The following is a 26,106-nucleotide window of genomic DNA, read 5'->3' as shown; positions in this document are numbered from 1 at the left end:
TCATGACCAGCATCTCAGAATCCATTGCCTCATCGACTGCCAAGATCACCCTCGACGACGTCCCCGCCGAAGTCCGGCGGCGTGCCCGTCATCTGCTCCTCGACTCGGTCGGAGTCGGCCTCGCCGCCAGCACCGAGGACTTCGCCGAGGTCGCGATGGACGGACTCTCGGATCTCGGCCCAGGAGACACCCCGGTCATCGGTCGTACGTCGAGACTGTCGAAATCCCGGGCGGCCATTGCCAACGGACTGATGATCCACGGCCACGACTTCGACGACACACACATCGCTGCGGTCTCCCACGTCAGCGCATCCTCTCTGGCGGCCGTGATCAGCGCTGTCGACGAGTCCATGAGCTTCGGGGACCTCCTCCTGGGGTACATCCTCGCCATCGAGGTCAATGCCCGACTCGGCATGGCCGTTGACGGACGCTTCCACGACAAGGGCTTCCACCCCACCGGTGTTCTCGGTGCCTTCGGCTCTGCCGTCGGCGTCGGCAGACTCCGCGGGCTCAGCGCCGACCGGCTCGTCGCCGCGCAGGGCATCGCTGGTTCGTTCTCCTCCGGGCTCCTTCAGTTCCTCGACGAGGGAGCACCGACAAAGCGGCTCCACCCCGGGTGGGCCGCGAGTGCCGGCCTCCATGCGGCATCGCTGGCCGCGGCCGGCTTCGACGGACCGACGGAGATCTACGAGGGGCGGTTCGGTCTGTACCGCACCCACATCCAGGACGAGGACGCGCCCGGACCGGAGACGTTCGACAGCCTCGGCGAGGTGTGGGAAGTCGGCAACGTCGCAGTCAAACCGTTCCCCACCTGTCATTTCACACATTCCTTCATCGACATCGCGCTGCGCCTGCGGGAGAATCCCGCTTTCGATACTGATCGGATCGAGACGATCACAGCGAAGATCCACGATGTGCCGGGAAAGGTGGTCTGCGAACCGGTCGCCGACAAGCTGCGTCCCCGCAGCGAATACGACGCGAAGTTCAGCCTGCCCTACCTCACCGCCGCTGCGCTCCGGCACGGGCGGATCACCTTCTCCGAACTCGATGAGACTGCGCGGGCTGACGAGTCCGTCCTCCGTCTCGCCGAGAAGATGGTCGTCGAACATGACCCGTCGAGCCTGTACCCGAAGGCCTTCTCGGGTGATCTGGCGATCACCCTCCAGGACGGCACGACGCTGCATGAGGCGGAGCAGATCAACCGGGGTCACGAGTCACGTCCGTTGACCAACGCCGAGGTGGCCGGGAAGTTCGCCGACTGCGCGGTCCCTGCCGTCGGTGAGGAGAAGGCCTCGACGATCTCGGCGACCATCACGGAATCCCCCGAGGACCGTTCCGCGGTCGACGTGATCGGAGCGTTCTGTGGATGAGGCGCGGGCCCTGCAGGAGTCCCCTGCCCCGACCACGGTGCCGACGATCGGCGCAGCGGGGCCCGGCTGGCTCTTCGTCCCTGCCGATCGGCCCGACCGGTTCGCCAAGGCCGAAGCGATTTCCGACCAGATCGTCATCGACCTCGAGGACGGTGTTCGTGAGGACGACAAGGGGAAGGCACGGGATCTGCTCGCGGCATCGGATGTCCGTGCCGATCAGGCTTGCCTGCGGATCAACGGTTTCGCCTCCGTGCATATCGATCAAGACCTCGAGCTCGCCCGTCAGCTGAGGGTCGGTTCGATCATGGTGCCGATGGCGGAAGCAGACCAACCCTTCGAGACAGTGGCCGGCTTCCATGTGGTCGCTCTCGTCGAAACGGCACGGGGCGTGCTCGAGGCCCAGCGCATCGCTGCGCGTCCGGAAGTCGATGCGCTCGCCCTCGGCTCGGCGGATCTGCAGCTCGACCTGGGAGCCCGCGAGACAGACGCTGTCGCAGGGGTGTTCGAGGATCTGCTCGCATTCGCCAGAGCAAACCTGCTCTTCGCGGGCCGTGCCCATGGGGTACCCGTCATCGACTCGGTTCATCCGGGCGTCAACGATGACGAGGGCCTGCGCAGGACGGCTGCAGTCGCCTCGGCGTATGGATTGGACGGCAAGTTGGCCATCCACCCGAAGCAGATCGACATCATCCGATCGGCCTTCACTCCCAGCCGAGCGGAGATCGTGTGGGCGACCTCGGTGATCGCCGAAGCGCGCTCCCGCAGCGCCGGTGCCTTCGTCCTCGACGGGGAACTCATCGACGAAGTGGTCATTCGTCGAGCAGAACGGCTCGTCGCCCTCGGAGGCTGACTCCGAGCCGAATGCAGACACGGATCGATCCCAACGTGCGGGCTGGCGTCTGCTCTCGCATTACCATGGCATCACGGCCCTAGCCGCTTGCGCGCGAGTGGGCCAGCGAGCCTGACAGAGAGAAGACAGAATGCCGTTGAGTATCGACCTCGCCGCTGTTCCGAGCGAAGGTGCCTGAGGTGGTCGAGTCGAAGACCGCCTACGCTGTTGTTGCGGAGAATCTCCGACGGCAGATCCTCGACGGCACCTTCGCCCCCGGCTCGAGGCTGCCGGCGGACGCCGACCTGCGTGAGACCTATGCCGTGGGGCAGAGCACCATCCGCGAAGCGCTTCGAACCCTGTCGAGCGAGCATCTCGTCAAAAGTGTTCGGGGAGTCAACGGCGGAACCTTCGTGACGATTCCGACCGTCGGCCATCTCGGTTCTCAGTTGGAGGTCGGTGTCACGCTCCTCGCCTCAGCCGAGTCGATCTCGATCGACGACCTCATGGAGATCCGGCATGTCACCGAGGTCCCCGCCGTGGGCTATGCCGCTTCGCGGCGAACTGATGAGGACCTCGAGAAGCTGAGGAACTCCGATCCGAGTCTGCGCAGCGAGGAGTCGTCGTTCTCGAGTCATTCGACGTTCCATCAGCAGATCGTCGAAGCGGCCCACAACCCGCTCCTCGAGGTCGTGACGATTCCTCTGTTCAACGCCCTGCAGAACATCGTCGGTGAGGCCAATGCCGCCGCCAACATCGGTTCGAGCGTGAGTCACGACCATTCCGCGCTCTTTGACGCGATCGTTCGACGCGACTCCATGGCTGCGATGGCTCTCATGCGTCAGCACCTCGACTCGGTCTCCGAGTACTACCGCAGCCGCGGATTGTGATTCATAGACTCCGGGGGGCTTTCTCCCACGCGAGAAAGCCCCCCGGAGGCCCTGGACGTCCCATAGTTCACCCGGCGAGAGCTCTGGATCGCAGTGCTGCGGTCGCGGTGTCGTCGACAACCCACCGTTCGGTGTCGACGACCACCGCATAGTCTCGCTCAGCTTCCTCCGCGCTCAGATATTCGTCCCACACGTCGTGCAGGACTGCAAAGGGATCCCTCTCGAACGGATTCCCGAATCCTCCACCTGAGGGCATTCAAATGGCGCATTTCCGAATAGATCCAGATTCATCGAGCTTATAGCTTTCAAATACCTGATGTTTTCACATTGGGACTGGCCGCCGGTGGTCAACATCCTCAATGCCGCGAGTAAGTTCAGCCCGTCGGTGCGAATTCCGCGTCCCCGCCCCCTACTTCTTCGCCCCGAGCGCCAGGCGTGCGATGTCACGGAGCACCGCGAGCTCCTCGCTGCCGGCGAGCAGCGCTGGCAGCTCTCCGGCGGCCTGGGTCAGCAAGGCCCGGTACGCTCCGGCGACGTTCTCGGGTTCCCGCGTCAGCGGGTATGACACGCAGAGCGCGAAGACCGTCGCCTCGACGGTGAAGGCCACGCTCGCCGAGGCGACGTCGGGCATTCGGGCCTGTTTCGTCGCATAGAACTCCACAGGATTCCCCGGCCCGCACAGTGCCAATGCCGCTGACCCACCGTCGGTCAGAGGCAGGATCGTACCGACGCCGCGCGAGACCCGCAGCTCATGATCGGCCTCGACGTTGCGCACGCACACCCGGTCCTCGCCGGCCCGGATCCACAGTTGCACGGACTCATTCGTCAGCGTCCGCAGGTGCTCGAGCACGGAGTTCGTCGTCGCGATGCTCCGCCGGCCCGGGAACGGCCCCAACCGCAGCAGCCCGGTGGAGTCGCGGACGATGAACCTGTGGGAGCGCAGGTCGGTCAGCAGCCGGTAGGTCGTCGACTTCGAGTACCCGAGTCGTCGGCACACCTCGGCGGCGGTCATCGGTTGGTCCTGCAGCGCCGTGAGGATCGCGGCACTGCGGTCGAGGACCCCGATCTCCGACGTCGAAGCGTCGTCTGAGTCCCTCATGACACGCTCACGTCCGCAAGCAGTTTCCGGCGGCTCACCCACCAGCGGAAGAGCACGGGTCCGACGATGCCGAGGACCATGAGGATGATGATCGACAGCGACACCGGCCGAGTGACCAAGGGGGCGAACGATCCGCCGGAGATCTGGAGCATGCGGCGGAAGTTGTCCTCGAGCAGCGGCACGAGCACGAGCGCGAGGATCGCCGGAGCCAACGGGATCCCGCCCTTCTCCATGAGGTAGCCGATGACGCCGAAGATGCCGAGCATCATCAGCCCGAAGAGGCTGAACTCGATGGCGTAGGCGCCGATGACGACGAGCACGAGGATCGCAGAGAAGAGGATCTCTTTGGGCATCTTCAGCAGTTTGACGAACACCCCGACCAGCGGCAGGTTGAGGATGATGAGCGCGATGTTGCCGATGTACATGCTCGCGATGATCGTCCAGATCAGACCGGTCTCCTCGCGGAAGATCAGCGGACCCGGCTGCAGACCGTACATCGTGAACACGAACAGCAGCAGCGCCGTCGTCGCCGACCCCGGGATGCCGAGGCTGAACAGCGGGATCATCGCACCACCGACTCCCGCGTTGTTCGCCGCCTCGGGACCGGCCACACCCTCGATGGCGCCGTGGCCGAATTCGTCCTTCCGCTTCGAGATCCGCTTCTCCATGATGTAGGACATGAAGGACGCGAGCGAGGGTCCGACGCCGGGGAGGATGCCGATGATGAAACCGAGCACGGAACCGCGCGCCCACGGTCCCGCCGAGCGCTGCCAGTCCTGCCTGGTCATCCACTTGTCCTCGCCGAAGCTCTGGATCCTCTCCTTCGCCCCGCGGCCGAGGGCGAGATTGCGGATCGCCTCGGGGATGGCGAAGAGCGCCATCGCGAAGATCGTGAAGTCGACGCCGTCAGAGAGCAGTCCGATGCCGAAGGTCTGCCGCGGCAGGCCGGTCTGGAAGTCAAGGCCGATGAGGCCGACCGCCAACCCGATGAAGATCGAGATGAGCGCCTTCGTCCGCGATCCCGCCGACATCGTCGACGCGAGCAGCAGGGCCGTGGCCATGAGCAGGAAGTATTCGGTGGCACCGAAGACGTTCGCAAGCTTGACGAGGACGGGTGAGAGGAACGTCAGGCCGATGATCGCGAGCGTCCCGGCGAGGAACGAACCGATCGCCGCCGTCGCCAGCGCCGCCTTGCCCCGGCCCTGCCGAGCCATTTCGTAGCCCTCGATCGCCGTCACCGCACTAGCGACCTCACCAGGGGTTTTGATGAGCGTGGCGGTGATCGAGCCGCCGTACATCGAGCCGTAGTAGATGCCGCAGAGCAGGATGAGACCGTGCACGGGCTCCATCCCGAAGGAGACGGGGATGAGGATCGCGATCGCCGAGATCGGGCCGATGCCCGGCAGCACCCCGACGATCGTGCCCAGCAGCACGCCGAGGAGGGCGAAGGCGAGGCTGACCGGCTCCAACGCCGAGGCGAAGCCGCCTCCCAGATCGATGAGAGTGTCCATGCCCGCCCCCTAACCCAGGATCCCGACGGGCAGGTACACCGCGAGCCCGTAGACGAAAGCCACATAGATGACCGCGGCGAAGGCGACGGAGAAGATGAGATTGCGGATCCATTTCTCCGGTGCGTAGATGCTGGTCAGCCCCATGAGGAACGCTGCCGTGGAGAGCAGGAAGCCGACCGGGATGAGGATCGCCAGGTAGACGAAGAAGAGCGCGAACTGAAACACGACCTTCCGCGCCGGCGGCTCGGGCGGCGCCTCGAGGACGACCCCGCCGCCCCCACCCTCCGAGCCGACCTCACCGTCCGAGCCGTCAGTATCGTCGGATGCCGACGACGATCCCCTCACCGAGGTGGCGCTCCTCTCCGCGCCCTCACCCACCGAGGCGGCCCCACCGCCCCCGGCCCCCACCTCGGCGAGGGTGGACTTCCGGTGGTGATACACGGCCTGACCTGCAAGGAAGAGGCCGAGCACGATGAGGGCGATGCCGACGATCGCGGGGAAGGTGCGCGGAGTGACGATGTTCGCGGTCTCCTGAATGGAGAACGTCGCGATGTAGTAGACCGCGCCGATGACGGCGATGGCGATTCCGGTGATGAGGTCGGTGCGGTGCGCGGTCATTTGCTGTTGCCCAGGTCGGTCTCCTTGACGCCTTCCTCGACCGTCTTCGCCGCGTCGTCGACGTAGGTCTGGGCGTCGTCTCCGGTGCTGAATTCGGCGGCCCACTGGTTCTTCTTCAGGGTGTCCTGCCAGGTGTCGGACTTGCTCATGTCCTCGAGCGCCTTGGCCCAGTAGTCCACGGCCTCGTCTGGCATGTCGGCGGGGCCGAAGACGCCGCGCCAGTTGCCGAGGGTGACGTCGTAGCCGGAGTCCTTGGCTGTGGGGACATCGTCGAAGGGTGGGGCCAGGGGTTTCTCGGCGAAGGTGACCAGCGGTTTGATGTCTCCGGATTCGAGCACGGAGCGAAACTCGCTCATGCCGGCGATCGCGACCTTCGCGTCCCCGTTGAGCATGGCCGTGGTCTGCTCGCCGCCGCCGTCGTAGTTGACGAAGTTGATGTCGGCCGGGTCGACGCCGGCTTCCTTGGCGAACAGCGCGAAGGGCAGGGTGTCGTCTCCTGCGGCTGCCACGGTGACCTTCTGCGGGTCGTCTTTGAGCGCCTTGACCAGGGCGTCGAGGTCTTTGAAGTCCCCGTCCTTCGGCGTGACCACCATGAAGTCCTCGACGTAGAGGGTGGCGATGAGGGTCGTGTCCTGCGGGCCGTACTTGCACAGTCCGCGGGCCTTCATCGTCTGGCTGGCCAGGGAGGTGATGGCGATCTGGTCGTCCTTGCCCTTCTCCTGCTGCATCATCGAGGTGATCCACGAGCAGCCGGTGCCGCCGGGCTTGTTCTGCACCGGAAGCGGGGTGGAGACGATGTCGTCCTTCTGCAGCGCCTCGGTCATCGCGCGGGCGGTGGTGTCCCAGCCGGAGCCGGGTTCGGCCGGGGCCGTGACCGTCACCGGTCCCTTCGGGTAGTCCCCGCCCTCGCCCGGGGGCTGCGCCTTGTTGCCGCATCCGGTGGCGACGAGGGCGACGGTGGCGAGCGCGGCCCCGAACGCGACCGCTCGCCTGCGGTGGTTCAGTGGTCCCCGCCCCGCCGAGGCGGCGGCGCCCTCATTCGCCGAGGTGGTCCCGTCCATCTTCGCCGAGGCGGCCCTGCGTGTGCGTGTGATCGTCGTTGATCGCATGAGTTGTCCCCTTGTGTGTTCAGTTGTGGTTTCGGTTCTTGTCGTGCGTTGCGGTGGTGCCATGCCATCCTGTGCGGCTGTGCCATCACGTGGGGTGGTGGCTTCAGGGGTGGTGATGGTGCGGTGGGCCGGTCGATTCCCGCCCATCGACCGGGGGCCCGGTCGGCACGGTGGGGCCGTCGCGGTAGTAGGCGTTGTGTCGGCCGGGTTCGGGCACGTCGCTGCGCAGGCCGAGCCGGCGTCCGTCGAAGGTCAGCGGCAGCAGCGGCACGTCGACGCTGGCGCCGGTCGGCAGCCCGGTCCTCGCCAGCGCACCCGAGGCCACAAGGTGCGGGTCGTCGGTGAGGTCGGCGGGGGTGTTGACGGGGGCGACGGGCAGCCCGCGACGAGTGCACTTGTCTTCGATCTCGGCCAGCGTCAGGTTCGACAGTGCCGTCTGGAGTTCGCGGTGGATGCGGTCGCGTTGGTCGACTCGCCCCTGGTTGGTCAGCATGTCCGGGTCCGCGGCGAGGCCGCTGAGTCCGAACTCGTCGCAGAGGTCGCGCCACTGTCCGTCGGAGACCGCGGCGACGAAGACCTGATTGTCCGCGGCGTCGCGGAAGATGTCGTAGACGGCCCAGGTGGCCTGCCTCGTCGGCATCGGTCGGGGTGGCTGCCCGCTGAGCTGGGCCTGGGCCATGTGGGTGCCGACGAGGAACGCGTTGTTCTCGAACAGTGCGGAATTGATGAGTTTGCCGCGTCCGGTGGTCTCGCGGACTCGCAGGGCCGACTGGATGCCGATGACGCCGAACATGCCGCCCATGATGTCGTTGACGCTGGCGCCGGCGCGCAGCGGCTGGCCGGGCGGGCCGGTCATATAGGCCAGTCCCCCGAGCATCTGCACGACCTCGTCGAGGGCGGCTCGATTGCCGTACGGTCCGGAGAGGAACCCCTTGAGCGAGCAGTAGATGAGGCGCGGGTTGCGGGCGGAGAGCTCGTCGTATCCGTACCCCATGGAGTCCATCTTGCCGACGCGGAAGTTCTCGAGGAGGACGTCGGCGGAATCGATGAGGTCGAGGACGCGGTGACGGTCGGCCGCCTCGGCGATGTCGAGCTGCACGCTGTGTTTGTTGCGGTTGAACGCGGGGAACAGCCCGGATCCGGAGCCGGGCAGGTAGCGCGTCTTGTCGCCGGCTCCGCGGGGTTCGACCTTGATCACCTCGGCGCCGAGGTCGGCGAGCATCATCCCGCAGCTCGGTCCCATGACCATGTGCGAGAACTCGATGACGCGGATGCCGGCCAGCGGAAGCGGTTCGGGGGTCGGCTGGGCCTGGGCCGGGCCAGTACGGGTGGCGCCGGTCGCCTCGGTGGGGGCAGCCGCCTCGGTGCGGGTCGCCTCGGTGCTCATGTCAATCCCTCGCCCAGGCGGAGGCGAACCGGCCGTCGAAGGCCGCGGGGGTGGCGGGGATGTCGGACAGGCTCGAGGTCAGTCCGTGGCCGACGGCCTCGATGAGGGGCGCGCGCACCTCGGTGAGGGCCTCGACCTCGACGCCGGTGGCGACACCTTCGCGGTGGAGGAGGTGGACGAGGTCGTCGGTGCCGATGTTGCCGGCCGCGCCGGGTGCGAACGGGCAGCCGCCGAGGCCGCCCATCGCCGCGTCGAAGTGCGCGATCCCCAGATCGAGGGCGGCGATGACGTTGGCCATGCCGAAGTTGTACGTGTCGTGGAGATGGAGGTTGACCGGTTTGTCGGGGAAAGCGTCGAGGACGGCCGAGGTGTTGCGGCGGACGAGTGAGGGACTGGCGTTGCCGATGGTGTCGGCCACGCCGATGCCATGGGCGCCGGCATCGACGAAGGGACGGAGGACCTCGACGAGGTGGCTCGCCTCGGTGATGCCGTCGAACGGGCAGATGAAGCTCACAGCGGTCGTGATGTCGAAGCGCAGTCCCTGGTCACGAGCGAAGTTCGCGGCATCCATGAGCCGGTCGGACGCCTCGGCGATGGAGGCATCGGAATTCGCTTTCGAGTGTCCCTCGGAGGCGGAGAGGACGAGCTTGATGTTCTTCGCACCGGCGTCGACGGCACGCTGGGCGCCCTTGAGGTTGAAGACGAGGGAGTAGAACTCGACCCCGTCGGCCACATGCGGGGCAAGGCGGCGCAGGAGTTCGTCGGTGTCGGCCATCTGCGGGACCTTCTTCGGATTGACGAAGGATCCGACTTCGATGTGGGTCAGCCCCGCGGCGATGAGCTTCTCGGCGAGCGCGACCTTGACCTCGGTGGGCACGATGGCCTTCTCGATCTGCAGACCGTCGCGCAGGGTGGTGTCGAGGATGTCGACGGTGGTGGGCCTGGCCATGGGACTCCTTCTGGCATCTTCCCGATGAGCGGGAAGGGTCTTTCGCCGCGCGGCGATGCGCGACTGTTCCCATTGTTACTACAGGTCGGAGGATGTGCGATAGGCAACCTGCCCGGTATGTGAGAACACAAGCGGTATTGAGGGTCATGGTTCCCGGTTAACGGGACTCAACAGGTCTGGCGTGCTGGGGCTCAATGGGTCCGGCGTATCGGGACCCCGTGGGCCTATCGGTTCAGCGCCTCGGGCGGAACCGCAGGACTGCGTGCCCGGAGGCCAGCTCGCTGCGCCCATCGGGGACCAGGTCGACGACGTCGGCGAGACCGGCGAATACGTAGGGACCGTGCCCGGCGATCATGGGGTGGACGACGAATTCGAAGACGTCGATGAGCCCGAGTTCGGCGAGTCTGCGCGGCAGCGTCACTCCCCCGACGACGAGGCCGGTCTCCGATTCGTCCTTGAGTCGACGGATCGTCTGGGCGAGGTCGCCGCGGATGATCTCGGTGTTCCACTCGGCGGTCTCCCGCGTGGAGGAGACGAGATATTTGCGGGCCGGGTCGATGGCGGCGACGAACGGATCGAGATCCTCCGGCGGGGTCGCGGACTCCGCTTGCCGCACGGATCCAGACGGCTGTCGCCATGCGTCTTCCATCATCTCGTAGGTGGTGCGCCCGAAGATCAGACCGTCGGCACGGGCGAGGTTGTCCGCGTGGTGCCGGTGCAGCTCCTCGCTGATGAGCCCGACGCGATGGTCGCAGCAGCCGTCGACGGTGACATTGATCGAGTACATGAGCTCGCCCATGAGCCCAAGAGTAGACCTGTTCCGCCCTCGCCGACAGGGTCGATTTCAGCCGCCGTCAGCCAACCTCATGTGCAGCAGCGGATAGGGCCGCCCGGCCTCATCGGTCTCGCTGCGCCCGATGACTTCGAATCCTCGGTGCAGGTAGAACCCCACCGCCGAGGTGTTCTGCTCGTTGACGTCGACCGTGGCCACATCGTCGTGCTCGATCGCGCGGTCGAGCAGTGCGGTGCCGATCCCCCGGCCCCGTTCATGGGCGTCGATGAAGAGCATGGCCAGGTCCCCGTCGACGACCCCGGAGAAGCCCACCGGTCGGCCGTCGATTTCCGCGACCGTGAGCCTCACGGCCGGAAAGTAATCTGCCGCCAGATGCTTTTCGATCTCGTCGCGGTCGATATCCGACAAGAAGTCATGCGTGGCGTCGACGGCACTGCGCCAGATCGCCACGAGTGCAGGGTCGTCAGAACGCCCCGCCGCAGGTCGAAGCCTGAGATCAGTCATATCAGTCCCCGTCACCGTCGGCACCATCGGCGTCTGCAGCGTTCCCATCCGAGTCGGCGCCGACATCCGCATCACCCTGTGCGGCCGACTTCAGCCCCAGCCACGACAGCACTTCTTCGGTGTGCTCTCCCAGATCGGGTCCGAGGTGGTCGATGGCGATCGATTCGCCGCCGATGACCGGGGTGATTCCGGGGAAGGCGACGTCTTCGAGCATCTCCTCCCCGGTTGAGACGTCGTGGTGCTGGATCATTCCGCGCGCGGCCAGCTGCTCGTCGGCGACGAGGTCCTCGGCGGTGTAGATCGGGCCGGCCGGAACGCCGGCCTCCTCCAAGACCTCCACCACGTCCTCAACCGAACGCTGCGCACACCAGGCCCCGATCGCCTCGTCGAGTTCCTCACGCCGATCCCAGCGTCCGGCATTCGTCTGCAGTTCGGCATCCTCGGCGAGGTCGGACCGGTCGATCGCGGTCATCAGCCGGCCGAAGATTCCGTCCCCGTTGCCGGCGATGACCACGGATTTCCCACCCGCGCAGAGGTAGCCGTTCGAGGGCGCGATGCCCTCCATCCGACCCCCGGTGCGGGTGCGGATCTCCCCGAAGGCGGAGTAGTCGGGGACGAGGGATTCCATCATGGAGAACATCGCCTCGTTGAGCGCCACGTCCACGGTCCGCTCGGACAGCGGGCTCTCCCCTTCGAATCCGTGCGCGGACCCGACGACCGCCTCGGCGGCTCCGGCGATCTTCTGTCGCTGCCGGTCGAAGAGCATCATCACGGCACCGAACGCGGCCTGCATTCCGGCGATCGAATCGCCGATCGAGATGCCCACACGTACGGGTGGGCGGTCGGGGTCGCCGACGAGCTCGCGGAACCCGGAGTAGCCCTCGGCCACGGCCGCGAATCCGGGGCGGGCCGACATCGGGCCGGTCTGCCCGAACGCGGAGATCCGCACGAGCACGAGGTCGGGGTTGGCGGCTTCGAGGACGTCCGGGCCGAGCCCCCACTTCTCGAGGGTGCCGGGGCGGAAGTTCTCCAGCAGGATGTCCGAGCGGCGGACGAGTTCGAGCACGGCCTCCCGGCCTTCGTCGCTGCGCAGGTCGAGCACGACGGACTTCTTGTTGCGGTTGATCGTGCGGTAGAGCATCGAGGTGCCCCCGGCCTTGAGTCGCCAATTGCGCAGCTCATCGCCGGTGCCGGGCCTCTCGACCTTGATCACCTCGGCGCCGAAGTCGGCGAGCATCCGCCCGGCAGTCGGCGCGGCGATGTAATTGCCGAGTTCGAGGACTCGCACACCGGTGAGGGGAAGTCGGCGCGTGCTCATAACGATGCTCCTAGTCGTGCGTGGACCTAGTCGTGCGTGGATCGGTGCGGCGGGCAGGTCGGTCCTCCTATGGTGCCAGGTGCGGACCGCCTCGGCGCACATATTCGCATCCTCAGATGATCGGCAGACCCACCTCGCCGAGGTTGCCCACCGTCGACCTGCACCGAAACTTATGCGCGCTGACCGAGAGTCTCCGACGGTGCGTGCGTACGGTTCCGACCGACACCGGCACGCACGGCTTCGCAGATCGCGACGACCACGATGTTGACGCCGAGGCCGATGATTCCTTCGCTGATCGCCCAGGGCAGGGGCAGCCAGAAGGTGTAGGCGATGACGACGATGAGGCCCGCGGCGAGGCCGGCGATGATCGAATTGACGCTGAGGCGGCCGCGGAAGAAGAGAGCCGCGGCGATCGCCGGGGCCAACTGGTCGAGGCCGGAGAACGTCAGCAGCAGCAGATTCGCGAGCAGATCGGGCATCACGATGGCCAGCAGCAGCGACAGTCCGGTGGCGACGACGACGATGATCTGCGTGGCCGTGAACTGGTGGCGTTCGGACTTGATGCGGAAGACATTGCGCGAGGCCAGCGTCGAGATGCCGATGAGCAGCGCGGCCGAGGGCACCATGGCCGTCGTGATGCCGGCGACGGCGAGGATGCCGATGACCCAGTCGGGGAACATCTGCCCCGCGAGGTGGAGCAGCGCGGAGTCGGCGTCGGTGTTGCGGCCGAGGATGACGACGGCCACATAGCCGACGATGAGCGGCAGGACGATGAAGGTGTTGTAGATCGGCAGCCACAGGTAGTTCTGCCGCAGCACCCGGGAGCTGCGGGCCGCGAGGATCGGCGGCCACATGTGCGGCAGGGTCACGAAGGCCACGCCGATGGCGCTGATCGCCATGTTCGAGATATACCAGGGGATGCCGTATTCCTCGGTGCCGTGGACGCTCAGAAGGTCCGGCATGGTGGCGGCGACGGTGTCGAAGACGGTGGTGAAACCGCCGGTGAAGTGGATGGGGATCGAGATGCAGACGACGAAGAGCATGACGAGCATGAGTGCGTCTTTGAAGTAGGCCGTCGTGGCGACTCCGCGCAGGCCCGACCACAGGACGAAGGCGACGACGAGGATGAAGGCGATGACCATCGACCACACCCCGGTGGTGCGATTGCCGGTGACGAGTTGGACGATGAGTCCGAGCCCGGTGATCTGCAGCTGCAGGTAGGGCAGCAGGAAGACGACTCCGCAGACTCCGGCGATGACGCCGAGGGTGCGCGAGGAGTAGCTGTGCTCGAGGAAGTCGGCCTGAGTGAGGTGTCCGCGGGCCTTGGCCATGCGCCAGATCTTCGGGCCGATGAAGTAGAGGACCAGGTAGCCGAGCGGCACGTAGGGCATCGAGTAGAAGGCGGCGGCCCCTCCGGAGACGACGAGTCCCGCGGTGCCGAGGAAGGTGAAGGTCGTGAAGGTCTCGCCGGCTTGGAGCAGCCAGGTAGTGGCCACGCCGAAGCGTCGGCCGCCGACGGTCCATTCGGAGAGGTCGGCGTTCGGCTTCTTACGGCCGATGAAGCCGAGGATAGCGACGAGGACGATGCCTGCGAGTGTGACGATTTCGACGGTGCTCATCTCAGGCCTCCCCTCCGTTGCCTTCGCGCTTTCGGGTGACGGCGGGTTCGTCGGTCTCGGTCGTGTCGAGCCGTTCGGCCTCTTCGAGGGCAAGGTCGTCGAGGTGGCTCTGTCGTTCGAGGTCGGGACGGGTCTTCTCGATGATGAGGAGGATCCCCGTGACGAGGAGGCTGCCGGGGATGCAGGTCCACCACAGGATGGTCGGCAGTCCGAGGAACAGGTGGGGGCCGTTGAAGATCGGCAGCCACTGGAGGACGAAGGCGGCGATCACCGGGATGAGGCAGAGGACCACCCACATCGTCACGCGTCCCTTCGTGACCCGTTGTGAGTCGGTATTGGCTGTGCTCATTGTGTCTCCCGCACTCGTTCGGCCGGTCGCTGGGCCGGTTTGTTCGGCCGGTCTGCTCGGTCGGCGGTCCGTCCACCGTGGTTCAGACCACATCCATCTTCTCTCCACTACCGCGCCGAGGCGGTCTCGAAATGCCGCAGAAAGCAAAGTCGCGTTGAGAAGTTGTGTTGGTTGAACGGCAGCTGCGGCTTTACCAGCAGGGCGGACAGGCCGGTGGCCAACAGGGCGGATTCGGCCAGAACCGCTGACCCACATCAGCACCAGGCTCTGACGACATCACACTGACGTTGATCGAGCACACGAGCGGCGCACCACCTCGGTGCGCCGCTCGTCGCATTCACAGCCCGCACCCGCGGGCGGGACGATTTTCACTCCGTGACGGTGACAACCTGCCTGTGCCGCCCGAGACCTTCGATCTCGAGCTCGACGACATCGCCGTCGGCCAAGTATGGGTACTTTCCGGACATCGCTACGCCTTGCGGGGTGCCGGTGAGGATGACGTCACCGGGCTCGAAGGCCATCGCCTGACTGAGCTGATGGATGATCTCTCCGACGGAGAAGATCAGGTCACTCGTCGATGAGTCCTGTCTGACCTCACCGTTGACCCAACTGCGCAGTCGCAGGTCGCCTGGGTCCACCTCTGCGGCGGAGCTGATCCACGGCCCCAACGGGGTGAACCCGGGCAGGTTCTTGCCCTTCGACCACTGTCCGCCGGACTCCTCGATCTGGAGGCGACGTTCGGACAGATCGTTGGCGAGCACATAGCCGGCGACATGGTCGAGTCCCTCCTCCGCCGAGGCGACTCTGTAGGCTCGCGCGCCGATGACCACTCCCAGCTCGACCTCCCAATCGGCCTTTGTCGCGTACGGTGGCAACTCGATCGTGTCGGTGGGCCCGGAGAGCGTCGAGGGCATCTTGAAGAAGATGACGGGGCGCTCGGGCGGCTCGGCACCGGCTTCTCTGGCATGTGCGGCGTAGTTCATGCCCACGCACACGATCGCAGACGGCCTGGTCAGCGGTGCGCCGATGCGCATTTCTGCGGCTCCGTCGAGTTCTTCCAGCTCACCGGTGTCGAGTGCGTCCCGCACCCGAGCGATGCCTCCGGTGGCGAAGAATGCCGGGTCGATGTCGTCAGTCAGTGGGCGAAGGTCGAAGCAGACTCGGTCGTCGCGGACCACCGGAATCTCGTGTTCGGGCGGCCCCAAGCGCAGCAGTTCCATACGGTTCCTCTCTACTGTCAGTCGGCCACATCGTTGTGACCTGCGGCCACGGTAACGAAAACCAACACATTAAATTGGAACCGTTCAAGTAATGGACACTTGGCGTGCGGCGATCGGCGCAGCCGCCGGGGTCACCGTTCGCCACAGCCTGGCCCGATCCCAATGCTGGGCGCGGCCCTCAAGCACGCCTCACCATTCGCGGCACAACCGCGCGCTCCTACAGGAGGTCGAGTCGCTACTGGTGAGGGATGCGGTGCGAACGGGAGGACGAGCCAGCGACGGGAGGACGTGCCGGCGACGGGTCGACTCGGCGCCAGACGCTTACACGGTGTCCTGCCGCATATAGTCGGCTTTCGCCCGCCGGGGCACGACGACGACCGGCACCGGTGAGTGCTGGAGGATCCGCATCGCATGGCTGCCCAGCGAGACTCGCTTGAGCGTGCCGAGGCCCGAGGAGCCGAGCATCATCACCTCAGGGTGCTCCCATTCCACAGCAGTGAGCGCCGAAGCCCAGTTCGCTCCGGTGCCCACCACCACATCGGTCTCACCAGGCTTGATGTGCAGCTGCTCGATCGAGCACAGGATCTTGTCCGTGTCGCGCTGAATGGCCGACGTCCACTCGTCGATGACACTCGACTCCATATCGAACGGGACGTTCGCGGACGCGACCACCCTAGAGCGCGGCGCAAACGACGCGATGCGAAACGGCACGTCCGACTGCGCCGAGACCATAGCCGCACCGAGGATGAGGTCCGCCGAGGTGGACGACCCCGAATACGCGGCCGTGATCCGCTTCAGCCGCGCTCCCTCCGATGCGGTGAAACCGGCCGGGGCCAGCGCCACCGGCAGGCGGGCGCTGTGCAGCAGTCCGTTCGAGACCGACCCGAGAGCAATCCGACCCTCATTGCCGTCGGCGGCCGGACCGACGACGAGGCGATAGGCTCCGGCCTTCGCGCACATCTCGAGCAGTCCCCGGCGGGATGACCGGGCTTCGTGCAGCACGACTTCGGACTCGATGTCAGCGGGAATGAGCGTGCGCGCTTCGTCGAGGGCCGCCTCGGCGACCTTCCGGAATCTCTTCGCGTACTGCCCCTCGAAGTGCACGGGGGCCATCGGGAAGGCGGAGGAGTCGACGGCGGTCGCGACGATCCGGCGCTCATAGGTGCGGGCGAGGACGATGCCGAGCTCGATGGCGGCTCGGTTGTCCTGACCTGGTGCGATGCCGACGACGATGCTCATTTCTCTCCTCCTGTGGAGTCGGAATCGGTGGGGCCGGTGTCAGGTCGCCCCGCCTCGGCGAGCTGCTTGCCGAGGACGGAGGACTTGCGGCCGAAGACGAAGTAGAGGCCGAGGATGAAGGCGGTCCAGACGACGAAGACGACGATGGTGATCAGTTGCAGGCTCGAGATGATCCAGAAGCAGCCGATGATCGACAGGACCGGCAGGACGGGATAGAACGGGACCTTGAAGCCGCGCTCGAGGTTCGGTTCGCGTACCCGGAGGATGATCACGGCCAGGGACACGACGACGAAGGCGACGAGGGTGCCGATCGAGGTCATCTCGGCGAGGAAGTTCAGTGGGATGAACCCGGCGAGGATCGCGACGACGAGGCTCACGGCGATCGTGCCCTTGACCGGGGTGAGTGTGCGGGAATTGACGTCGCGGAAGAGCTTGGGCATCATTCCGTCGCCGGCCATCGTGAACAGGATGCGCGATTGGCCGTAGATGGAGACCAGGGTGACGGAGAAGATCGAGATCACGGCGCCGGCGGCGACGATCGTGCCGGGCCACTGGGAGCCGACGATGGCCTCGAGGATGGCGGACAGGCCGGCCGTCTGGCCTTCGAACTTCTCCCACGGCTGAGCCGAGAGCGCAGCGACGGCGACGAGGACGTAGACGGAGGTGACGATGATGAGGGCTGCGATGAGGGCTCTGGGCATCGTCTTCTTCGGGTTCTTCGTCTCATCACCGGCGGTGGCGACGGCGTCCATGCCGACGTAGCTGAAGAAGATCAGGCCGGAGCCGGCGACGACGCCGGAGATGCCGAAGGGCGCGAAGTCCGCGAAGTTATTCGAGTCCCAGCCGGTCACTCCGACGCAGATGAAGAAGATGAGAACGCCGATCTTCAGACACACCATGACCGCGTTGACGACGATGGATTCGCCGGTGCCGCGCACCAGCAGGAAGCAGCACATCGCGAGCAGGAGGATCGCCGGCAGGTTGACGATTCCGCCCTCCTCGGGTGCATAGGCCAGGGCGTGCGGTATCTGGAAGCCGAAGAGGTTGAACAGCAGCTGGTTGACGTACTGCGACCAGCCGACGGCGACCGCGGCACCGGCGACCCCGTATTCGAGGAGGAGGCACGCGGCCACACCCATCGCCGGCAGCTCGCCGAGCGTGGCATAGGCGTAGGAGTACGAGGATCCGGAGACAGGGACGGAGCCGGCGAGTTCGGCATAGCAGATGACCGCGAGGCCAGCGACGAGACCGGCGATGACGAACGACCAGATCACGGCGGGGCCCGCCACGGGCACGGACTCGGAGAGGATGAAGAAGATGCCGGTGCCGATCGTCGATCCGACGCCGACCATCGTCAGCGAGAACAGACCGATCGTCCGTTTGAGGTCGGTCTCGACATCTTCCTTCTGCCGTGGGACCGGTTTGGTCCGAAACAGCTGCTGTCGCAGGGTGGGCATCATCGTCTCCAGACTTCGTCGTCGGGCGCTGTGGGTCCGCGCACGGCAGGTGGTTCTCATCGGTGGGCGGCGTCACTGCCGGCGAGCTCCGAGGCGGCACCCGCTATGAGCGACCTTACGTCGATTCTGGCGAGGTTGCGCGTGAGCCGGAAGGATTCTGTCGCAGATTTCGGGCGCCCGTGGCATTGCGGCCCCGGCGCCGAGGTGGGTCGACTATGCGCTGTCAGGCTCGGGTGCGGCGGTAGTGACGCAGGGCTTTGTCGCGTCCCCCGCACGTCTGCATCGAACACCAGCGCCGACTGCGGTTGCGCGACATGTCGAAGAAGAGCCAGTGGCAGCCCGGGCACAGCTTCAGCCGATCCAGGCGACTGCCGGTCAGTTCAGTGATCGCGGAGTCAGCGAAGAGCGCGAGCAATGATTCCGCGTCCCATCGCCGAGGCCAGTCCCTCTCGATCATTCCGTCTCTGCTCGTGTAGCTGTGGCGATGAAGACCCGCAGCATGTTCTGCCGAGATCACCCCCAAAGACCTTTCGCCCACCTCTGACAGTGTGGCCCGAGCAGCGAAGGTCTCGAAAATGGATTCGCGCAGGCGCTTCAGTCGATCAAGTTCCTCGGACCCCGGAACCGCCGCCAACTCGATGTCCAGCGATTGCGCCCAATCTCTGGCCCCATTCGGCGTTCGGAGCCAATCCCGGTCGCTCGGCTGACGCCTGTCGGGGATCGAGTTGCTCAGCTCGAGGCAGAGCGCATTGGCGACATGCTCAAATTCCATACACACACTTTACCACTGTCTGCTTTTTTACTGGTAAAGTTCCGCTGACAGGACTTGACCAGTCATATCTAGTTAGGTGGTTACAATGAATGTCCGATTCCGCTGGCTGTGGACAAGTGCCGGCCTGGCCAACCTCGGTGACGGAATCACCATCACCGCCCTGCCGCTCATCGCGCTCGCGGCGGGAGCGCAACCCGGAGAAGTCGCCATGGTCACCGCGTCCGCCACCATCGCATGGCCGCTGCTCGGCCTCCATGCGGGATGGGTCGTCGACAGGCTCTCGCCGCACCTCCTGCTTGCCATGGTCAATGGGGCCAGAGCAGCCTCGCTCGTCGCGCTCACGGTCGCCATCAGCCTCGACAACTCAGTGTTTGCCATGACGCTGGCGACAGCTTTCATCTTCGGCGCGGCCGAGACTCTGGTCGACACCGCCCTCATCGCCGGCATACCGCGCACCGTGGATCGCCGCGATCTCACCGCCGCCAATGCCAGAATCGAAGCGACGATCAACGTCAACAACCAACTCGCCGGGCCGCCGCTGGCAGGCCTGCTCATCGGAACTACCGGAATTCTCGCCTCCTCCTCGGGCGGCGGCCTCTACGCCTTCGCGGCGTTGGCGGCAATCGGACTCATGTGCGCAACACAACGATCAGCGGCGCCACACCCAAGGGCCTCGGTCGACCTGCATCACACTCCCGTGAAAGTGCTCGAAGGCATCCGCTATCTCTGGAACCACCGACTGCAGCGCGAACTCACACTGCTGACCGCAGGAATGAGCATCGTCTGGGGAGCCTGGTCGGCGACCTTCGTCCTCCACGCCGTGTCGCCCGGTCCGCTGGACCTCGACACAGCAGCGTACGGACTGCTCCTCACCGGAATGGCCGCGGGCGGGATACTCGCCTCGATCTTCACCGAACGCCTTCAGGCCCGACTCTCGTCGACCTCGCTGCTCTTCATCGACACTGTCGGAACTCTCGGCCTTGCCCTCCCTGCCGCCCTCAACGCACCTCTGCCGGTGATCGCGATCGGAATCATTGTTGCGGGGGCCGGATCGACCGTGTGGCGAATCATCGTCGCAGTCATCCGCCAACAGTCGACACCACTTCATCTCATCGGAAGGGTGTACTCCGCTTCTCGAGTCATCAGCTGGGGCGCGCTCCCGCTGGGCGCCTCACTGGGCGCCCTGGGCGTCCAGACGCTTGGGCTGACCCCACTGTTCTGGGCCGAGAGCCTTGTGGCGCTGGGCATCTGCGCATGGTTCGCGATGAGGATGCCGGCGATCAGGACGCGCATCGTCCGGGCGGCAGACGAAACACCCTCAACATCTATTCAACCTAGCGGTTGACTTGCGAACGTTTTCGCCGTAGATTTCATTCAACCAATTGGTTGATATAAGTCAATTCGCAGAGGAACCCGATGCCCGACCAACTCTCCAAGGTCTTCGCGGCACTGGCCGATCCGACCAGGCGGGACATGGTGGCCCGACTCAGCGTCGCCGATGCGACGGTGAACGAGCTCGCCGAACCCTACGAGGTGAGCCTGCAGGCCGTATCGAAACATCTCAAGGTGCTAGAGGACTCCGGACTGGTCTCCCGCACCCGTGACGCCCAGCGCAGACCGGTCCACCTCGAAGACAATGTGTTCGACCTGATGACGAAATGGATCGAACGCTACCGGCAGCAGGCCGAGCAGCGCTATCAGCGACTTGACGCCGTCCTCGCACAGATGGACACGGACGGGGCGCCGGCCGGCGCGGACGAGGCAACTGACGATTCGGACCCGGACACCGCCTCGGCGAACGGATCCGATGCCACCTCACCTCACTCAACCACCAGAAGATCACGCAAGGGAGCATGACATGACCACCACCGACACCACAGCCGACTACTCGACGCTCAAGCTCGACGTCCCCGAGGGCGTGCAGACCGTGTCGATGACCCGCGACTTCGCTGCCACCCCTGACAAGGTGTTCCGGGCTCACATCGACCCCGAACTCTTCGTCAGATGGTGCGGGCCGGACACGATCACGAACACGATCCGCGAATGGAACCCGACCACCGGCGGGAACTGGAGCTATGTCTCGACCGACGGCAACGGCGAGTACGGGTTCTTCGGATCCTTCCACGAGGTGCGGGAGAACGAACGCATCGTCCAGACCTTCACCTTCGAGGGCTTTCCGGACGCGGTGAATCTCGAGATCCTTACGCTCACCGACCTCGGCGACGGACGGACGAGGCTGCAGTCGACGTCGGTCTTCGATTCGCTCGAATCCCGTGACGGCATGGTCGCCTCGGGCATGGAACACGGCATCGTCGAGGGCTACAACAAACTCGACCGCCTCCTCACCACCCACTAATTACTCCCTGACGGCGGCCCAGCAACCCCGCGCGAGGTTGCTGGGCCGCCGTCGGGTGCTTCTGGAGCCGTTTTGACGTTGCGACGGAGTGAAGTCTGCGGACCCCGAGCGGGCCGCCGCCGACCGTCGACGCGCGCAGCACTCCAGGCCCAGCCGGGACTATGTTTCGACGCGCTCCCGCACCGCACCGCTCTTGGCGATGTACAGGCACAGTTCGTTGATGCCAATCAGGAAAACTCCGGAACCCAGCAGGACTGCACCCGGAATAGTGATCGACATGAACAGCAGAACGACTCCCGCGGCAAAGAGCGGATAGCTCAAACCTGTGAGCAGAATGGAACGATGCGCAGGCTCCTGCACCGTAATGATCACCGACCTGAAATCGTGGATTGAACAGTCTTCTCCGGGGTCTCGCTGGCCGGCATCTGTCTGCGCAGGCCACGGTGAGACCACTCAACAGTAGCCGGAAAGCCAACCCGCGTCTCTCCCCCAAAAGAATGAGATTCATCGCCCAAAGCACCTGACGGCGGCCCAGCAACCTTGCGCGAGGTTGCTGGGCCGCCGTCAGGTAGTGCGGGAGTGGTCGGAGGACATCATTGTGAAGTAGGAGTCGCGGCTGCGGCGTACGTGTCGGGCCATCACCTCGGCGGCCTTCGCCTCCTGGCCGGCGTCGATGGCCGCGATGATCTCGCGGTGCTCGGGCCAGGCCTGGGGTCCGCGACGAGTGACGTTGAGCGAGTACAGCCACTCGATCTTGCCGGAGATCTGCCGCAGCAGGCTGATGAAGGACACGCTGCCACTGAGTTCGGCGACGGCGAAGTGGAAACGCATGTTGAGGACTGCGAGGTCCTCGAACCGCTCCTGCCCGATGACGATGTCCCCAGCATCGAGGATATCGCTGATCTCCTTGCGCAGTTCCCGCCATTTCAGGTCAGGTGTGTCGCTGGCGTTGAGCTCGGACGCACGCTTGGCCGCGCGCTTCGCGGTCGCCGACTCGAGCACGATGCGGATCTCGAAGAGATCTTCGGCATCCTCGACCGGCGAGGGTGCGACGACCGAGCCGCTGTACTTCCGCGATTCGACCAGCCCTTCGGCCTCGAGGGATCGCAGAGCCTCGCGGATCGGAATCCGCGAGACTGCGTACTGTTCGGCCAGTGCGACCTCCCGCAGCTTGGTGCCGGGAGCATGGACACCGGTGATGATGTCGGCGCGGATCCGCGCACCGACATCCCCGCTGCTCGAGGGGCCGGAAGACGGGGCAGGCTCAGACATTGAGGAGACCGGAACCGGGCACGGCCGCCAAGAGCTTCTGGGTGTAGTCGGCTTTCGGGTGGTCGATGACCTCCCTGGTCGCGCCGGCCTCGACGATCTCTCCGCTCTTCATCACTACAACATCGTCGGCTAAGTTCGCCACGACTGCAAGGTCGTGGGTGATGAACAGGCAGCTCACGCCCAGATCGGACTGCAGGTTCCGCAGCAGGTCGAGGATCTGCTCCTGGACGAGGACGTCGAGAGCCGAGACGGCTTCGTCGCAGATGAGGAGCTCCGGCTCGCTGATGAGCGCCCGAGCGATCGCGATCCTCTGTCGCTGCCCACCCGAGAGATCAGCGGGGCGGCGGTCGCTCATCGACGTGGGCATCGCCACGTGGTCGAGCACCTCGGCGACCTTCTTCGACCGTTCCGCGCGGGTGCCGATCTTGAAGACGTCGAGCGGTTCGCGGACGATCCTCTCGATGCTCCACGTCGGATTGAGCGAGGAGAAGGGGTCCTGGAACACGGGCTGGCTGAAGCGCCGCAGGATGCTGCGCTCCGATTTCGAGGCCGCATCGACGTTGTGCCCACCCGCGAGGACCGTTCCGCTGGTGGCCTTCTCCAGTCCGAGGACGATCTTCGCGATCGTCGACTTGCCCGATCCGGACTCACCGATGATCGCGGTCGTCTTCCCCCGTTCGGCGGTGAGGCTGACGCCCTTGAGGGCTTGGACCTCCCGGCCCCGCCCGCGCAGCCGGTACACCTTGTGGAGGTCGTCGATCTCGAGCACATTCGCCGAGGCGGCCGCATTGTCGGACTCGACGGTACCGTCGGACTCGCCGGTGCCGTCGGACTCCCGGCCTCCGTCGCGATCGACGACGATGCTCGGCGCGGCCTTGACCAGCGCCTGCGTGTATTCGTCCTGCGGGTCGCCGAGCACCTGATCGGGCTCACCGCGCTCGACGACGCGTCCTTCACTCATCACGAGGACGGTGTCGGTCCTCTCCCCCGCCACGCCGAGGTCGTGGGTGACGAACAGCAGAGAGGTGCCGCGTTCGGTCACGAGCTCCTGGAGATGGTCGAGGATCTGCTTCTGCACCGTGACGTCGAGCGCGGACGTCGGTTCGTCGGCGATGATGAGGTCGGGATCGCCGGAGAGTGCGATCGCGATGAGCACGCGCTGCCTCATCCCGCCGGAGAACTCGTGCGGATAGGACCGCCGCCGCGTCTCCGCGTCGGGGATGCCGGCCTCGGTCATCAGCCGTACCACGGTTCGAGTCACCTCGCGGGAATCCGACATTCCATAGGTGCGCAGAGCGTCGGCGATCTGATCGCCCACCCGCATGCTCGGGTTGAGGCTGGCCATCGGATCCTGCGGCACCAGCGCGATCGACCTGCCTCGCAGGGTCTGCAGGAGTCCACGGTCGGCACCGACGAGTTCTTCTCCGCGATAGAGCACCGATCCCGCGCTGACCCTGCCGGACCCCGGCAGCAAACCGAGGATCGCGCCGATGGTCGTCGACTTTCCTGAACCGGACTGCCCGACGAGGGCCAGCCTTTCGCCCGGTGCAAGCGTGAAGTTCACATCGTGGAGGACGGGAGCCCCGTAGGAGACTTCGAGGCCGGAGACCTCGAGCACGAATTCCTCGCTCATCACCCTCACCTTCCTGCCGCGTACCCTTGGGCCCCGCGGGGGTTCGCTCCGGCGGTCAGACGTCCGGTGTCGGGATCCCGAGTGACACAGGAGAGTCGACCGAGATCCCAGGACCCGGCGCGGGTCACAGCATGCCCGCGGGCGATGAGTCCGTCGATGACATCGTCGCCGAGGCGGTCCTCGACGACCGCTCCCCCGGGCACCCAGGTGCGTGGCCAGAACGATCCGGCCAGGGCCGTCGTGTGCAGTGCGGGTGCATCGATAGCCTGCTGAGCGGTGTAGCCGCCGACGAGGAGGCGGAGGATGAGCAGCAGTTGCCACTGTTCCTGCTGGTCCCCGCCGGGCGATCCGAGAGCGATGACAGGAGTCCCGTCCTTCGAGATCAGCGTCGGTGTCAGCGTCGTGCGGGGGCGCTTGCCCGGGGTGAGCGCCGACGGTGAGGTCTCATCGAGCCACATCATCTGCAACCGGGTGCCGAGGCAGAATCCGAGTTCCGGGACGCTCGGCGAGGACTGCAGCCATCCGCCGGACGGGGTCGCCGAGATCATATTGCCCCACCGGTCGACGACGTCGATGTGGCAGGTGTCGCCGTTGTTCGTGCCGTTCTTCTGCACGGTCGGCTCACCGATCCCTGCCTTGATGAGCGCTTCCTTGTCCTCACCTTCTGGGACCAGCGGCGGCTGGAAGGCAGGCTCGGTGCCGCCGCGACCGGCACCTGGTCGGAAGTCGAGCGAGGCGTCGTCGGTGATGAGTGCGCGACGGCTCGCGGCATAGTCGTCGCTGAGCAGCCAGTCGAGGTCGACGTCTCCGTCACCGTAATACGTGTCGCGGTCGGCCATGGCGAGCTTGAGTGCTTCGAGGATCGTGTGTGCGCCGATTTCGCTCGAGGGATCGAGCCGCTCGTCGTCGAATCCCTCGAGGATCTTCAGAGTCTGCAGCAACGCGGGTCCTTGACCCCAAGCGCCGATCTTCGCGATCTGGTATCCGCGGAAGTCGATGGTCACCGGGTCGTCGAAATAGGCATCGAAGCCCGCAATATCGTCAGCAGTGATGACTCCGGCGTGATCGTTCCCCGTCGCATGCCGGTGTGGGGTGGTGACGAAGCGGGCGATCGCCTCGGCGACGAATCCGGACTTCCACTCCTGGCGCGCGGCTTGGATGCGGCCCTCCCGGGTCTCGGCACCGTCTCCGGCGGCGATGAGCCGGCGCAGCACCTCGGCGTAAGGACGGTTGAACACGAGTTCTCCAGCCTGAGGAACCTCTCCTTCGGGCATCCACTGCTTAGCCGAACTCGGCCAGTGGTCGGTGAAGAGTTCGCGGACGCGCTCGATCGTCCCGACCACACGTGCGAGCACCGGGTGGCCGTTCTCGGCGTAGTCGATCGCGAAGTCGAGCACGTCGGCAAGTTCCCACGTGCCGTGATGTTCGAGCAGGTTGAGCCAGGAGTCGACCGCGCCGGGAACGGCGGCGGCGAGCGCCCCGGAACCGGGGACCATGTCGAGTCCTTCACCACGGTAGTGCTCGATCGTCGCTGCCGCGGGCGCGGGACCCTGTCCCATCATCACCTGCGGATGTGCCGGGTCATCGGCGGTCGCGAAGATGCCGGTCATGTCACCGCCCGGGCCGTTGAGGTGGGGTTCGACGACGTGGAGCAGGAACGCACCGGCGACCGCCGCATCGAAGGCGTTGCCGCCGCGCTCGAGGACCGCTTGGGAGGCCGCGGTGGCCAACCAGTGCGTCGAGGCGGCCATCCCGAAGTGCCCTTCGAGCGTGGGTCGGGTGGTGAAGACGGCGGGTGGGGTGTATGACACG

General features: G+C 65.8%; 25 protein-coding genes. 6 read left to right on the top strand and 19 right to left on the bottom strand.

Features of this window, described 5'->3' with window-relative positions:
• Nucleotides 1–2 precede the first annotated feature (2 nt).
• The 3 genes from J9314_RS01320 to J9314_RS01310 all read left to right on the top strand — a co-directional run bounded on the left by J9314_RS01320 (nucleotide 3) and on the right by J9314_RS01310 (nucleotide 3,089).
• Entirely contained in the window at nucleotides 3–1,370 is a 1,368-nt protein-coding gene (locus tag J9314_RS01320) for an MmgE/PrpD family protein (protein WP_210604123.1), read from the top strand.
• The gene (locus J9314_RS01315) at nucleotides 1,363–2,220 is read left to right on the top strand and encodes an HpcH/HpaI aldolase/citrate lyase family protein (protein WP_210604122.1); all 858 of its coding nucleotides are present in this window, start codon (nucleotides 1,363–1,365) and stop codon (nucleotides 2,218–2,220) included. The genes J9314_RS01320 and J9314_RS01315 overlap by 8 nt, the downstream gene beginning before the upstream one ends.
• A 179-nt stretch (nucleotides 2,221–2,399) precedes the next feature.
• The gene (locus J9314_RS01310; RefSeq protein WP_210604121.1) at nucleotides 2,400–3,089 is read left to right on the top strand and encodes a FadR/GntR family transcriptional regulator; all 690 of its coding nucleotides are present in this window, start codon (nucleotides 2,400–2,402) and stop codon (nucleotides 3,087–3,089) included.
• Between the two features lie 409 nt (nucleotides 3,090–3,498).
• On the opposite strand, the gene J9314_RS01305 is transcribed toward J9314_RS01310, so the two are convergent.
• From J9314_RS01305 to J9314_RS01235, 15 genes are all read right to left on the bottom strand, one after another.
• Complete coding sequence (locus J9314_RS01305; protein WP_210604120.1) at nucleotides 3,499–4,188, bottom strand: helix-turn-helix domain-containing protein; 690 nt, start codon at nucleotides 4,186–4,188, stop codon at nucleotides 3,499–3,501.
• On the bottom strand, nucleotides 4,185–5,699 hold the full coding sequence (locus J9314_RS01300) for a tripartite tricarboxylate transporter permease (protein WP_210604119.1): 1,515 nt from the start codon (nucleotides 5,697–5,699) through the stop codon (nucleotides 4,185–4,187). Before J9314_RS01300 ends, J9314_RS01305 begins: the two co-directional genes overlap by 4 nt.
• A gap of 9 nt (nucleotides 5,700–5,708) precedes the next feature.
• Nucleotides 5,709–6,317, bottom strand: a complete 609-nt coding sequence (locus tag J9314_RS01295) for a tripartite tricarboxylate transporter TctB family protein (RefSeq protein ID WP_210604118.1) — start codon at nucleotides 6,315–6,317, stop codon at nucleotides 5,709–5,711.
• Nucleotides 6,314–7,426, bottom strand: coding sequence for a tripartite tricarboxylate transporter substrate binding protein (locus J9314_RS01290; protein WP_210604117.1), 1,113 nt, complete (start codon nucleotides 7,424–7,426; stop codon nucleotides 6,314–6,316). The genes J9314_RS01295 and J9314_RS01290 overlap by 4 nt, the downstream gene beginning before the upstream one ends.
• A gap of 103 nt (nucleotides 7,427–7,529) precedes the next feature.
• Complete coding sequence (locus J9314_RS01285) at nucleotides 7,530–8,813, bottom strand: CaiB/BaiF CoA transferase family protein (protein ID WP_210604116.1); 1,284 nt, start codon at nucleotides 8,811–8,813, stop codon at nucleotides 7,530–7,532.
• 1 nt (nucleotide 8,814) lies between these two features.
• Entirely contained in the window at nucleotides 8,815–9,762 is a 948-nt protein-coding gene (locus J9314_RS01280) for a hydroxymethylglutaryl-CoA lyase (protein ID WP_210604115.1), read from the bottom strand.
• Between the two features lie 232 nt (nucleotides 9,763–9,994).
• Complete coding sequence (locus J9314_RS01275) at nucleotides 9,995–10,561, bottom strand: dihydrofolate reductase family protein (RefSeq protein ID WP_210604114.1); 567 nt, start codon at nucleotides 10,559–10,561, stop codon at nucleotides 9,995–9,997.
• 45 nt (nucleotides 10,562–10,606) lie between these two features.
• Nucleotides 10,607–11,059 (bottom strand): acetyltransferase, encoded by a 453-nt coding sequence (locus J9314_RS01270; RefSeq protein ID WP_210604113.1) that lies wholly within the window; start codon nucleotides 11,057–11,059, stop codon nucleotides 10,607–10,609.
• A gap of 1 nt (nucleotide 11,060) precedes the next feature.
• Complete coding sequence (locus tag J9314_RS01265; RefSeq protein ID WP_210604112.1) at nucleotides 11,061–12,377, bottom strand: CaiB/BaiF CoA transferase family protein; 1,317 nt, start codon at nucleotides 12,375–12,377, stop codon at nucleotides 11,061–11,063.
• 170 nt (nucleotides 12,378–12,547) lie between these two features.
• The gene (locus tag J9314_RS01260) at nucleotides 12,548–13,996 is read right to left on the bottom strand and encodes a sodium:solute symporter family protein (RefSeq protein ID WP_210604111.1); all 1,449 of its coding nucleotides are present in this window, start codon (nucleotides 13,994–13,996) and stop codon (nucleotides 12,548–12,550) included.
• 1 nt (nucleotide 13,997) lies between these two features.
• Nucleotides 13,998–14,345 (bottom strand): CobD/CbiB family protein, encoded by a 348-nt coding sequence (locus J9314_RS01255; RefSeq protein WP_210604110.1) that lies wholly within the window; start codon nucleotides 14,343–14,345, stop codon nucleotides 13,998–14,000.
• A gap of 368 nt (nucleotides 14,346–14,713) precedes the next feature.
• A complete protein-coding gene (locus J9314_RS01250) occupies nucleotides 14,714–15,565 on the bottom strand; it encodes a fumarylacetoacetate hydrolase family protein (protein WP_210604109.1) in 852 nt (283 codons plus the stop codon).
• A gap of 321 nt (nucleotides 15,566–15,886) precedes the next feature.
• The gene (locus J9314_RS01245) at nucleotides 15,887–16,804 is read right to left on the bottom strand and encodes a universal stress protein (RefSeq protein WP_210604108.1); all 918 of its coding nucleotides are present in this window, start codon (nucleotides 16,802–16,804) and stop codon (nucleotides 15,887–15,889) included.
• Nucleotides 16,801–18,261, bottom strand: a complete 1,461-nt coding sequence (locus J9314_RS01240; RefSeq protein ID WP_246490784.1) for an APC family permease — start codon at nucleotides 18,259–18,261, stop codon at nucleotides 16,801–16,803. Before J9314_RS01240 ends, J9314_RS01245 begins: the two co-directional genes overlap by 4 nt.
• A gap of 223 nt (nucleotides 18,262–18,484) precedes the next feature.
• Entirely contained in the window at nucleotides 18,485–19,033 is a 549-nt protein-coding gene (locus J9314_RS01235) for a CGNR zinc finger domain-containing protein (protein ID WP_210604106.1), read from the bottom strand.
• An 85-nt stretch (nucleotides 19,034–19,118) separates the two neighbouring features.
• On the opposite strand from J9314_RS01235, the gene J9314_RS01230 reads away from it, so the two are divergent.
• The 3 genes from J9314_RS01230 (at nucleotide 19,119) to J9314_RS01220 (ending at nucleotide 21,389) form a co-directional block, all read left to right on the top strand.
• Complete coding sequence (locus J9314_RS01230) at nucleotides 19,119–20,378, top strand: MFS transporter (protein WP_210604105.1); 1,260 nt, start codon at nucleotides 19,119–19,121, stop codon at nucleotides 20,376–20,378.
• 71 nt (nucleotides 20,379–20,449) lie between these two features.
• Nucleotides 20,450–20,890 carry an ArsR/SmtB family transcription factor gene (locus J9314_RS01225; protein WP_246490547.1) on the top strand — a complete coding sequence of 147 codons (441 nt, stop codon included), beginning with the start codon at nucleotides 20,450–20,452 and terminating at the stop codon, nucleotides 20,888–20,890.
• A 1-nt stretch (nucleotide 20,891) separates the two neighbouring features.
• A complete protein-coding gene (locus tag J9314_RS01220; RefSeq protein ID WP_210604104.1) occupies nucleotides 20,892–21,389 on the top strand; it encodes an SRPBCC family protein in 498 nt (165 codons plus the stop codon).
• Between the two features lie 159 nt (nucleotides 21,390–21,548).
• Here the strand turns inward: J9314_RS01220 and J9314_RS01215 are convergent, their stop codons facing one another.
• From J9314_RS01215 to J9314_RS01200, 4 genes are all read right to left on the bottom strand, one after another.
• On the bottom strand, nucleotides 21,549–21,761 hold the full coding sequence (locus J9314_RS01215) for a hypothetical protein (RefSeq protein ID WP_210604103.1): 213 nt from the start codon (nucleotides 21,759–21,761) through the stop codon (nucleotides 21,549–21,551).
• Between the two features lie 192 nt (nucleotides 21,762–21,953).
• On the bottom strand, nucleotides 21,954–22,661 hold the full coding sequence (locus tag J9314_RS01210) for a GntR family transcriptional regulator (RefSeq protein ID WP_210604102.1): 708 nt from the start codon (nucleotides 22,659–22,661) through the stop codon (nucleotides 21,954–21,956).
• Nucleotides 22,654–24,294: a dipeptide ABC transporter ATP-binding protein gene (locus tag J9314_RS01205; RefSeq protein WP_210604101.1), complete on the bottom strand. Its 1,641-nt coding sequence runs from the start codon at nucleotides 24,292–24,294 to the stop codon at nucleotides 22,654–22,656. Before J9314_RS01205 ends, J9314_RS01210 begins: the two co-directional genes overlap by 8 nt.
• A 5-nt stretch (nucleotides 24,295–24,299) precedes the next feature.
• Nucleotides 24,300–26,105 (bottom strand): gamma-glutamyltransferase family protein, encoded by a 1,806-nt coding sequence (locus tag J9314_RS01200; protein WP_210604100.1) that lies wholly within the window; start codon nucleotides 26,103–26,105, stop codon nucleotides 24,300–24,302.
• Nucleotide 26,106 lies beyond the last annotated feature (1 nt).

The sequence above is a fragment of the Brevibacterium oceani genome (assembly GCF_017948325.1).
In the GTDB taxonomy this organism is placed as follows: Bacteria; Actinomycetota; Actinomycetes; order Actinomycetales; family Brevibacteriaceae; genus Brevibacterium; species Brevibacterium oceani.
Note: the sequence above shows the minus strand (reverse complement) of the source record. Positions and strands in the feature narration are given on the sequence as shown.